Consider the following 11,373-nt stretch of genomic DNA (forward strand, 5'->3'; position numbering starts at 1 on the left):
TCTGGAAACCAAATGCGCCGCGCATGGTAATGCTCAGATCAAAATGTTTATACTGCACGGTATTGTTCCAGCCCAGGTAATGTTTTGGCAAACCATTACCCAGCACTTTTTTATCATCCGGACTTTTATCTGCGCTGGCTACCGGCTTGCCGTCTTTCCCTTCAATAATCCAGCGGCCGTTATCATCTATGCCCACGGATTTATACCCGTAAAAATTACCGATGGGTTTTCCCACCTGCACCCGGTGTGTGGCCTCCTGTATAGGCTCGCCGGTATAGCCTGCATCAAAATAATCGTTGGTGGTGGCAAAGCTGTTGCTGGCTAATGACACCAGCACGTTCTTGTTGGTAGAATAGTTAATGCCGGATGTCCACTCCAGCGTTTTGGTGCGTACCGGTACTACGTTCAGCAGCACTTCCAGCCCCGTGTTCCTGATCTGCGCGGCATTGGCCACTATCTGGGGCATGGGGTAAGGCGGCACCGGCACCTGGTAGTCGAACAGCGCATCTTTTGTTAAACGCCGGTAGGCATCTATGCTACCGTAAATACGGCTGTTCAGCAGTGAAAAGTCGAGCCCCAGGTTAAACTCCTCTTTCTTTTCCCAGCGCAGGTCGGCATTAGGGTTACGCACAGGATCAAGCCCCTGTACCCATACGCCGTTTACCAGGAAACGGTTGCCGTAGTTAAAGCTGCGCAGTGATGCATACAGGTCGTCGGGAATAGTGCCGGTAACGCCAAAGCCCGCACGTAATTTCAAATCATCCATCCAGGTAAGGCCGCTCATAAACGATTCTTTGCTTACGCGCCATCCCAGTGATATGGCGGGGAAGGTGCCCCAGCGGTTATTTTTCCCGAATTTGGTGGAGCCTTCATGCCGCACGCTGGCCAGCAGCAGGTATTTATCATCCCAGTTATAACTAAGCCGGCCAAAGAAACCTATGAGCTTCCACTTGTCTTTAAAGCTGCCCATCAGCGCATCGCCGCGTTTAAGGGCATTGCCGGTTTCCATGCTGTTGTAGGAATACTGGTCCGTGGGAAAGTCCCAGTTCTCCATGTAAAAATTCTCGCGTGTATTATCCTGGTAGCTATAGCCGCCTAACAGGCTTACCCGGTGTTTATTAAAGCTGTGCGCATATTCGCCCGTAAGTTCCAGCAGGTTATCCCTGCGGTCCGATGTACCGCGGGAGGCATACCCGTTACGGTTATTTTTTACAGTAGATACATGTTTCTTGGTTTCTGCATACCCCCTTGTTTCCGACCATTTGTTGCCGGATAGCAGCAGCTTTAGCCGCAGATCACGAACGGGTTCCAGGGTAAGGCTGCCGTTCATGCGTATTTCCCGCTCGTCATTCTGCCCGTACGATTCCATCAGGTAAGCCACGGGGTTATCATAAAAATAAATATTGCGCTCCAGCCAGTTGCCGTTTGCATCGCGCACGCTATCTGTAGGGTTGCGTATCAGCGCCTGCCGGTACACATAATTATTAAAGCTGGTGCCATCACTAAAGCTGCTTACATCCACCCCCGACCAGTAAGTACGGCTGCGGGTTATCAGGTTCAGGTTAGCTTTCAGCTTACCATCCAGCATAATATGGTTTACATCGGCACGGCCGGTTACCTGCTTGTTATTGGAGTTCAGGAAAAGCCCTTCCCAGTTACGGTAGTTTAAAGAAGCAGTAACATTGGTGGTAGCGCTGCCGCCCTGGAAAGTAAGGTTATGCGTGTGGCTTACAGGTGTGCGGGTAATTTCCTTTAACCAGTCGGTAGAGGTGCCGTAATCCACAAAGTCAATGCCTTCCTTGATGTACCTGCGGTAATCATCGCCGGTTAAAAACTCGGGGCGGCGGGCAATGGTCTGCACACTCACATAGCCGTCATACTGCAGGGTAGGCCGCATATTGCCATGCAGCTTTTTTGTGGTAATGAGTATTACGCCGTTGGTGCCGCGGGTGCCGTAAATAGCAGCGGCAGAGCCGTCTTTCAGCACGTCAATGGATTCAATGTCTTCCGGGGCAACGGTGTTCAATGTACCGGGAATGCCATCTATCAGCACAAGCGGTGAGGTGCCTGCCTTCAGGGTGGTAATGCCGCGCAGCTGTATCTGCGTATTGGCAGTGGGATTGCCACTGGGAGTTGATACGGTAAGCCCTGCTACCTTGCCCTGTATCAGCTGGGCGGCATCGCGCACTGCGCCCTTTACAAAATGATCCGATTTTACGCTGGCAATAGCGCTGGTTACATCGCCTTTGCGCTGGGTGCCATAGCCTACCACTACTACTTCATTTAGCCCCACTTCGGCCGACTGCATCTGTATATCTATGGTGGAGCGCCCGTTCAGCGGCATTTCCACGGTTTGCATACCGGTGAACTTAAATACCAGCGTTTTGCCGTTTGCCGGTACTGTCAGCTGGTAGCGGCCGCCCGCATCGGTAATGCTGCCGGTACTGGTGCCGGCTACCGACACGCTCACCCCGGGCAATGGCGTGCCTTCTTTTGCATCTGTTACTTTACCAGATACCGGCATCCCCTGTGCCAGCAGGTACCCGGATGCAAATAACCACGGTATTAGCAACAGCGTGGCCCTAACGTGAAATAAGCGCATGTCCTTATGTTTTAATGGTAAAAAAGCTATAATGATTACAGTACGGCTAACTATGCCACAAGCGATGCTTATCCTTCCTTTGGTTGAATGTTCAGGCTGATACGTGAGATAAATTTACCCCGGAAAATAAGTGTCTTTATCACACTAATTAACCGATCATTTGCAAAAATTAACTGCCTGCGCCTTGATAACTTATTAGAGGGGCTAAAAAAAGGCTGTATCAAACTTTTGATACAGCCTGCTGGTACTTTATGGGGTTGCGCTTATATTTCAGGATGCTGGGCATAGCTGCTCCACAGCTCATCCAGGCTTTTACCGGTAAGGGTTTGCCATAGCTGCGGGGTATAGGACTGGCTGCGCATGCTGGCATCCAGCACCTTTACAATGCCGGGTTTCACATTCTTTTCCAGCCACAGCAAAAAACGGGCTGTTACCCGGTAGCTTTGGTTATAGTGCTGGGAAGAGGAGTATGGCGGTAGCTTCCAGCCGGCGTTTTCATTATCTACCCCAAAAGCATAACGCACATAATCGGCAATACCTTCTGTTAACCAGCCCGGCTCAGAACCACTGGGGTAAGCCTGTACAATATGCATTACTTCATGCGTAACCACATCAACATCTTCAGGGTGTTTGCGCAGCCATTCAGGGCTGTAGCTTACAACGCCGCCGCTGGTGGCGGCTACGCCTTTATACTCAGGGTCTATTATAAAGGTTACTTTTTTCAGCGTTTTTTTGTTAAAGCTGTCGGCCAGCTGCGGATATACTTTAAAAAATACATCTTCCAGCTTTTGCTTTACAGCCGGGTTAAAGGAGGAATCCTTGTTGATGACCAGCAGCGTATAGCGGCCGTGTTTGATCTTATCGCGGTTAGCGGAAGTTTGCTGGGCCCTGGCCGCAGTAAGCTGCAGTAGCAGCATAAGCAGTACAGACCATCCTTTTAAACATGTTTTCATTTTGCTGGCTTTTAATTTTTACAGTGTGCGGGCAAGATACTGGCTTTCCTGCAGTTGTACAATACCAGCCGCAAACAGGCCGCCAGGCGCATGGAATAATAACAGCAACGAAGGGAATAAGCTGTTGAGCAGGAGAGATTAAATAGAGCCCGATAGACATCAAGCTCCGGGAGATGATTAGTTAAGACACAACGTTCATTAAATGAACAGTACCGTATTCCCAAAAAGGTAAGCCTGATGAATATCAGGCTCATTCCCTATTGGTTTAACCATTAAAAGACACAATATGATTCTCGCAAACATTCACATGACAATGACAATATGTTATTCCGCCAGCGCACTGCTAACGGCAAAGAATTTTATATGGGGTTGGTTATGATGGCTGCAGCCTTTGCTTGCCTTGTGTTCATTACTGTTTACAACCAACCTAAAAATGTCCCCCCCTTAGATATGGCCAGGTAATGCGGCTGCATGTACCCAATAATGTTGAACTCTATAATTAACGTTCCTGAACCGGAAGATGGGGCTCACTATCTTCCTCTTTCATAGCACCAAAATTAAAGAGATTCCTATTTTTAATATGTTAATCATCGGTTAACGGGATGAGTTTTATACAATTATTCTTCGCAGTACAAAACCCGCTACAGTAGCGGGCCCCGAACAAATTATGACAAAGATCAGCTTTGGTTTAACGGGCCACTGCTATCTTTATGCAGTAGAAACAAATGTGGGGTTGCACCTGGCCGCTTTCCATCCTGTATTTAATTAATCTGTAGATATGCCTTCTGTTGAAATATTAGCCCGGATACAATTTGCCTTTACCATTGCCTTCCATTATATATACCCGCCGCTGAGCATTGGACTGGGAGTGTGCCTGGTAATTATGGAAGGGCTGTACCTTAAAACCGGATCTGTTATTTACCAGGAGGTTACCCGTTTCTGGATCAGGATATTTGCGCTCATATTTGGTGTTGGTGTGGCCACGGGCATTGTAATGGAGTTTGAGTTCGGTACCAACTGGGCCACCTATTCCCATTACGTGGGCGACATATTTGGCAGCGCCCTGGCAGCCGAAGGCATTTTTGCCTTTGCCCTGGAGTCCGGCTTCCTGGGCATATTGCTGTTTGGCTGGAACCGGGTTAGCAAAGGCGTGCACTTTTTTGCTACCATCATGGTGGCCCTGGGCTCCATCTTCTCCGCCCTGTGGATCGTAATTGCCAACTCCTGGCAGCAAACGCCCGCCGGCTTTCGTATAGAAGGCAGCGGCATGCAGGCCCGGGCAGTGGTAACCAACTTTTGGGAAATGGTAATGAACCCTTCCTCCGTTGACCGCTTTTCGCATGTGATCATCGGCTCATTCCTGGCTGGCGCTTTCCTGGTTATGAGCGTGGCAGCCTGGTATATATTGCATAACCAGTTTACCAAACACGCACAGGCCATGTTTAAGGTGGGGCTGCGGGTAGCGGTGGTAGCCGCGTTGCTGCAGCTGTTTACCGGCCATCGCTCTGCCCACTATGTAAGTAAATACCAGCCGGCCAAGCTGGCCGCTATGGAAGGGCATTACGACAGCCTTGCCGTGGCGGATATGTACCTGGCCGGCTGGGTAGATCAAAAGCACGAAAAAACCACCGGGCTTAAAATCCCCGGCGGGCTCTCTTTTCTTACACACGGCAGCTTTAAAGCCCCTGTGCAGGGCCTGCGGGCCACACCGCCGGAGGACCGGCCCACTGCGGTAAACTTCGTGTTTCAAACCTATCATCTTATGGTGGCTATTGGTTTTACCCTCATAGGGTTAACCTTGCTGGCCGTTTTCCTGTGGTGGAAACAAAAGCTGTTTAACCAGCGTTGGCTCATGATCATATTTGTAGGCGCCGTGCTGCTGCCGCAAATAGCCAACCAGGTAGGCTGGTACACTGCAGAGGTAGGGCGGCAACCCTGGGTGGTGTATGGCCTGCTGCGCACCTCCCAGGCGCTTTCTAAAACCGTAACTGCCAACCAGGTGCTGTTTTCACTGGTATTGTTCACATTTGTATATGTATTGCTGCTGGCGCTGTTCCTGTTTCTGCTGCACCGGAAAATACAGCATGGGCCGGATGTTATGCAAAATGAGGAAGAGGTGAGCGACCTGTATTCCAAAAGGAACATCGGCGGCATTCATTAAACGATTGGCACATAACTATAAATTTTCTGTTGCATGGAAACGATCCTTGGCCTTGATTTACCTACCTGGTGGTTCCTGGTAATTGGCGGACTGATTACCGGTTACGGTGTGCTGGACGGCTTTGACCTGGGCGCGGGCGCGCTGCACCTGTTCTTTAACAAGGAAGAAAGCCGCCGCACTGCATTAAACGCCATCGGCCCTGTATGGGATGGTAATGAGGTGTGGCTGGTAATTGCCGGCGGCGCTTTGTTTGCGGGCTTTCCATTGGTGTACGGCGTAATGCTTTCTACGTTTTATATTCCGTTTATGCTGTTCCTGGTGGCGCTCATCTTCCGCGCCATTTCCATAGAGTTCCGCAGCAAGGAGCCATGGCCCTGGTGGCGTAAAATGTGGGACTTCAGCTACATGGCTTCCAGCACTTTTATTACGCTGCTGCTGGGCTTAATACTGGGCAACCTGATACAGGGCATTCCCATGAATGAAAAGCATGAATTTACCGGCAGCCTGCTCACCTTCCTGAACCCCTATGCCATATTGATTGCCGTTACCACCCTTTCGCTGTTCATGCTGCATGGCGCTATTTACCTTACCATGAAAACAGAGAACCGCCTGTATGCAAAGCTTACCGTGCTGGTAAATAACTGCAGTAAGTTCTTTATCCTTTGCTTTATTCTTACCTCTATGGCCACGCTTATTTACATACCGCATATGACGCAGCAGTTCAAACACTATCCATTGCTGTTTGTGCTGCCGCTAGGCGCTGTGCTGGGCGTGCTGAACCTGAAGCGGAATATCGACAGCCGTAAATATTTCACTGCATTTATATTCTCCAGTCTTACTACGGCCACTTTGCTCATATTGTTTGCAATAGGCTTATTTCCCAACATTATCATCTCCTCTGCCAACCCTGCATGGAGCATCAGCATTTACAAGGCCGCTGCCTCTGCCGCCTCTTTAAAGATCATGCTGCTTATTGCAGCCATAGGCACCCCGCTGGTAGCAGCCTACACTGTTTTTGTATTCTGGACCTTCCGTGGTAAAGTAAAGCTGAATGAAATGAGCTATTAAAATAAATAGTAAGCCAGCAGCAGAAATTGTTCAAAAAAAGATTGGCAACCGGTTGTTTTTGTTAACACTCGTTAACACTTCTACATAAATCAGCAAAACATGCGTGCAAAAAAAAGGTCCCCGCAAAAAATTGCAGGGACTTACCATTTAACCTATATTCTGTACTGTAGCATCAAAACTTAAAAATATCGTAAGGGGAAAACTAAGGATAAACTGCTCAGTATCAGTATATTATAATTAACACTTCACTACTCCTGGAAATGTAACTGTGCTTTAGACAGCTAATCTGACGGAAGGTTTAATCTGTAAAAAAAATTTTTTTAGTTGTGTGCTTGAATTGCCCCGCCTAAAGATATAATAATTGACAATATCATGTATACGAAATGTGATAGAATTAGGTTGCCGGGGAAATATTAAATTGCATAGTATGAACCGCATCGACCGTCTTTCCGCTATACTTATTCAGTTGCAAGGCAAAAAAATAGTGAAGGCTGCTGAAATAGCAGAACGGTTTAACATTAGCCTGCGTACCGTGTACCGCGATGTAAAGGCCCTGCAGGAATCGGGCGTGCCTATTGGCGCAGAGGCAGGCACCGGCTATTACATAGTAGAAGGTTACCACCTGCCGCCCGTAATGTTTAACCGCGAAGAAGCCGCTGCCCTGCTTACCGGCGAAAAGCTGATGCAGCAGCTCAGCGACCGCTCTAACCGGCAGCAGTTCAGCAGCGCCATGCAAAAAATAAGAGCGGTGCTGCGCGGCAGTGAAAAAGATTTCCTGGAAGTGCTGGATGAGAACATTGCAGTAGTGCGCCATTACACTCCCCAGGAAGATGAATTTCCCAACCGCTTTCTTTCAGACATTCAGCATGCGCTGGGCAAGCAGCTGGTGCTGCAAATGGAATACCGCGCCGCACATACCAACGAGTTTACCAAACGTGAAATAGAGCCTATTGGTATTTATTACAGCCACAGCACCTGGTACCTGATAGCCTGGTGCAGGCTGCGCAACGACTATCGTAACTTCCGTACAGACCGTATTCGCAACATGCAGGTAACCGGCAGCAGCTACGATAAATCAAAACATATTTCACTGCAGGAATACCTGGAGCGGTATAACGCAGACCCCGACCCCACGCACACTTACAAGGTATGCTTTAGCCTGCGGGTAGCGCGTTACCTGGGCAGCCAGAAATATTATTACGGCCTGGTAGAAGAAAAAACAGAAGATCAGCAGGTGATGTACACCTTTATGAACAGCTACCCGATGGAATATTTTGCCCGCTGGATATTGATGTGGGGCAGCGATGTTACCATTATCAGCCCCGATGAGCTCACCCTGCGCATGAAAGAGCTGACCCTTGAGCTGAAAGCGCATTATGAAGTATAAGCGCATTCTTCAGGTTTGCTTCAAAATTATTTTTTTGCTGCTGCTGACATAACGCTGTCATCTTTCCGTAGTTGTTTTGTATTCGGCTATACCAACACCTTACATGAAAATGCATAAATGGCTGCCCTGGTTGCTGGTAGCAGCGCTGGGGTTAAAGTATACGCAACTAAAACGTGACACTATGAATACTAACCAGATCCTTTGCATCGACAATTTTTTTCTGCCGGCTGCCAACCTGCAGGAAAGCCGCCGCTTTTATGCTGATACGCTTGGCCTGGGCGTAAAGTTCGACTTCTCTGAAAAAGGGCTGCTGGCCTTTAAGGTAGGCAACGACGAAGCAGCTATTATCCTGAAGGATAGTACCCTGTATGCAGATGCAAAGCCGGCTATTTTACTGCAGGTAACAGATGTGCAGCTGCTGTATGCAGCGCTGCTGGAAAAAGGCGTGCGCTTTACCAAAAAGCCATACCGCATTAATACCGGGTGGGCAGCGGAGCTGCAGGACCCTGCGGGCAATGTGATTGGCATTACAGATTATAATACGGGAAACAAGTAGGAGTGTAAAAGTGTTATTTATCTTCCCCCAGCCCTAACAGGTCAATAGCTTGCTGGGCGGCTATCTGGCTGGCGTCTTTTTTATTAAAGGCTTTGCCGCTGCAAATGAGCTCACCATCCACCACCGCGCCTACGGTAAAAATGCGGCGGCCGTTGTCCATCTGCTCTTCCAGCAGCTCAAACTCCAGCACCTTGCCGTTCTTATTGGCCCAGCCGTACAGCTTATTCTTGTGGTTCATTTCCACGCTTTCCAGCAATTCCAGGTCAATATAGGGGATGATGATGCGTTTGTACACGAACTGCTTGGTGCGGTTATAGCCTTTATCCAGGTAAACCGCGCCTACCAGGGCTTCCAGGGTATTGCCAAATATCTGGCTGATCTTTAAAAAGCTGTTGTACTTATCGTAAATGGTGAGTTTGCGCAGGCCCATTTTAATCGCTATCTCATTCAGCTGCTGGCGGTTCACAATTTTGGAACGCATTTCTGTTAAGTACCCTTCTGTTTTGTAAGGATATTTACGGAAAAGGTAGTCGCCGATGATAGCGCCTAAAATGGCGTCGCCCAGGTACTCCAGCCTTTCATTGCTTTCCAGGAACTTTTCTTTGCTGGAGCGGTGGCTGAGCGCCACTTCGTATAACGAAAAGTTACCTGGCGCAAAGCCAAGCAGGTTGTAAAGGTCGCTGTAAAGTTGCCTTTTCCTGGTTATGAAGCGATATAAAAATCCTGGCAGTAATTTCACACAATCAAGCAACAAATTTTTTGAAAATGATGGAGGCATTATGGCCGCCAAAACCAAAGGTATTACTTAATGCAGCGTTAATAGGCCTTTTTTGTGCGATGTTAAAGGTAAAATTTAATTTGGCATCCAGTACCGGGTCGGCTGTAAAATGGTTGATGGTTGGAGGTACGGTGCTGTCTACAATTGACATAATGGCTGCTATGGATTCCACTGCGCCGGCAGCGCCCAGCAAATGGCCGGTCATAGATTTGGTAGCGCTGATGTTCAGCCGGTAGGCGTGCTCTCCGAAAACCTGCTGTATGGCTTTTACTTCTGCTACATCCCCCAAGGGTGTAGAGGTGCCATGTACATTAATATAATCAATATCGCCGCTGCTCAACCCCGCATCTTCCAGTGCAAGCCGCATTACATTCATAGCGCCCAGGCCTTCCGGGTGCGGTGCTGTAATATGGTGTGCATCTGCCGTGGCGGCTCCTCCCGCCAGCTCTGCATAAATTTTAGCTCCCCTGGCCATCGCATGCTCGTATGATTCCAGCACCAATGCTCCTGCGCCTTCGCCCATTACAAAGCCATCTCTGTCAAGGTCAAAAGGCCGCGAAGCGGTTTTGGGATCATCGTTTCTTTCAGATAACGCCTTCATAGCATTGAAGCCCCCTATACAGGCTTCATTGACCACATCTTCAGAACCACCGGTAATCATTACATCCGCCTTCCCGTAACGGATCTGGTACATGGCTTCAATAATGGCATTGGTAGAGGAAGCGCAGGCAGAAACCACGGAAAAGTTCGGGCCCCTGAACCCGTGCCGGATAGAAATGTGCCCCGCGGCAATGTCAGTGATCAGGCGCGTAATCAAAAAAGGGCTGAAACGTGGTGTTCCATCCCCCAGGTAAAAATCTCTCAGCTCATGGCAAAAATTGATCATTCCCCCTACGCCGGTCCCCCATATAACGCCTACCCTGTCTGCATTAACAGAATTGCGGTCGATTTTTGCATCCTGCACAGCATGGTCGGCGGTGATAACAGCGGTTTGTGTAAAGGGGTCCATTTTACGGGCCTCCTTTTTGTCGAGATATTGGGTGGGATCAAAATTCTTTAATTCACAAGCAAAACGGGTTTTAAACTTGGAAGCGTCAAATTGCCGGATAAAATCGGCGCCAGATACACCGTTCGTCAACCCCTGCCAGTAATCCTGTACGGAATTGCCGAGCGGTGTAAGTGCGCCTAAACCTGTAACGACTACGCGTTTTGGTTGCATTAAAACAATTCTGGTTAAGTAGGATTATTTTACGTGTTCTTCCAGGTAAGCAACGGCCTGGCCAACAGTAGTAATAGTTTCAGCTTGTTCGTCGGGAATGGAGATGTTAAATTCTTTTTCGAATTCCATGATCAGTTCTACCGTATCCAAAGAGTCAGCACCTAAGTCGTTGGTGAAGCTGGCTTCAGGAGTTACCTCGGCTTCGTCAACGCCCAATTTGTCAATGATGATCTTTTTAACTCTTGATGCAATGTCTGACATAATTTTAAGTGTTTTTGGTTTAAAACTTGACTGCAAAAATATAATTTTTATTGAATTGGCAACTACGCATCTAAATTTTCACACATACGCCCAGGTAATAATACGCTCAAATCCTTTACCAGCCTCAATTCAGGCAGATTATTAATAATATACACAGCGCCCGGAAAGGGCTTCGCCGGGCCTCATTTTCCCAAAACAGCGGTTATAAAGGCAAAAACGCCACTCAACCGGCTATGGGACCTTTTATATACGTATTCATCACTCTTAACTTTAATTAACACTTGGCCGGCGTAACCACCTTTGCCATTTATTAAATTTGCCGGTGGCCCGCGCTAAGCATGCCACGTTATCAGAACCGGCGAACTCATTACATATATATATATAAGGC

At 48.4% G+C, this 11,373-nt stretch carries 9 protein-coding genes; 4 read left to right on the top strand and 5 right to left on the bottom strand.

The features are described 5' to 3' along the window. Both VFS25_RS18290 and VFS25_RS18295 read right to left on the bottom strand, forming a co-directional pair. Window positions 1–2,602: SusC/RagA family TonB-linked outer membrane protein (locus tag VFS25_RS18290; RefSeq protein WP_326463614.1), on the bottom strand; the 2,602-nt coding region annotated here is incomplete at its 3' end. Between the two features lie 263 nt (window positions 2,603–2,865). Beyond that, window positions 2,866–3,555, bottom strand: a complete 690-nt coding sequence (locus VFS25_RS18295) for a basic secretory protein-like protein (RefSeq protein ID WP_326463615.1) — start codon at window positions 3,553–3,555, stop codon at window positions 2,866–2,868. Between the two features lie 778 nt (window positions 3,556–4,333). Between VFS25_RS18295 and VFS25_RS18300 the strand changes: the two genes are divergently transcribed. From VFS25_RS18300 to VFS25_RS18315, 4 genes are all read left to right on the top strand, one after another. Continuing rightward, window positions 4,334–5,716, top strand: a complete 1,383-nt coding sequence (locus tag VFS25_RS18300) for a cytochrome ubiquinol oxidase subunit I (RefSeq protein WP_326463616.1) — start codon at window positions 4,334–4,336, stop codon at window positions 5,714–5,716. A 33-nt stretch (window positions 5,717–5,749) separates the two neighbouring features. Then, entirely contained in the window at window positions 5,750–6,784 is a 1,035-nt protein-coding gene (gene cydB, locus VFS25_RS18305; RefSeq protein WP_326463617.1) for a cytochrome d ubiquinol oxidase subunit II, read from the top strand. A 427-nt stretch (window positions 6,785–7,211) separates the two neighbouring features. Further along, window positions 7,212–8,171, top strand: coding sequence for a YafY family protein (locus VFS25_RS18310; RefSeq protein ID WP_326463618.1), 960 nt, complete (start codon window positions 7,212–7,214; stop codon window positions 8,169–8,171). A gap of 103 nt (window positions 8,172–8,274) precedes the next feature. Then, complete coding sequence (locus tag VFS25_RS18315; RefSeq protein ID WP_326463619.1) at window positions 8,275–8,727, top strand: VOC family protein; 453 nt, start codon at window positions 8,275–8,277, stop codon at window positions 8,725–8,727. Between the two features lie 13 nt (window positions 8,728–8,740). Here the strand turns inward: VFS25_RS18315 and rnc are convergent, their stop codons facing one another. From rnc to VFS25_RS18330, 3 genes are read right to left on the bottom strand one after another with little or no spacing between them, the layout of a single operon-like run. Further along, window positions 8,741–9,466 carry a ribonuclease III gene (gene rnc / locus VFS25_RS18320; RefSeq protein WP_326463620.1) on the bottom strand — a complete coding sequence of 242 codons (726 nt, stop codon included), beginning with the start codon at window positions 9,464–9,466 and terminating at the stop codon, window positions 8,741–8,743. 4 nt (window positions 9,467–9,470) lie between these two features. Next, entirely contained in the window at window positions 9,471–10,724 is a 1,254-nt protein-coding gene (gene fabF / locus VFS25_RS18325; RefSeq protein WP_326463621.1) for a beta-ketoacyl-ACP synthase II, read from the bottom strand. A 24-nt stretch (window positions 10,725–10,748) separates the two neighbouring features. After that, on the bottom strand, window positions 10,749–10,985 hold the full coding sequence (locus VFS25_RS18330; protein WP_012788038.1) for an acyl carrier protein: 237 nt from the start codon (window positions 10,983–10,985) through the stop codon (window positions 10,749–10,751). Window positions 10,986–11,373: the final 388 nt, after the last annotated feature.

This window comes from Chitinophaga sp. (assembly GCF_035761305.1).
Lineage (GTDB): Bacteria > Bacteroidota > Bacteroidia > Chitinophagales > Chitinophagaceae > Chitinophaga.

Bases quoted from the DNA above. Each gene is read 5' to 3' on its own strand.
- VFS25_RS18295 (WP_326463615.1), bottom strand. From the start codon at position 3,555: ATGAAAACATGTTTAAAAGGATGGTCTGTACTGCTTATGCTGCTACTG.
- VFS25_RS18300 (WP_326463616.1), top strand. From the start codon at position 4,334: ATGCCTTCTGTTGAAATATTAGCCCGGATACAATTTGCCTTTACCATT.
- cydB (WP_326463617.1), top strand. From the start codon at position 5,750: ATGGAAACGATCCTTGGCCTTGATTTACCTACCTGGTGGTTCCTGGTA.
- VFS25_RS18310 (WP_326463618.1), top strand. From the start codon at position 7,212: ATGAACCGCATCGACCGTCTTTCCGCTATACTTATTCAGTTGCAAGGC.
- VFS25_RS18315 (WP_326463619.1), top strand. From the start codon at position 8,275: ATGAAAATGCATAAATGGCTGCCCTGGTTGCTGGTAGCAGCGCTGGGG.
- fabF (WP_326463621.1), bottom strand. From the start codon at position 10,724: ATGCAACCAAAACGCGTAGTCGTTACAGGTTTAGGCGCACTTACACCG.
- VFS25_RS18330 (WP_012788038.1), bottom strand. From the start codon at position 10,985: ATGTCAGACATTGCATCAAGAGTTAAAAAGATCATCATTGACAAATTG.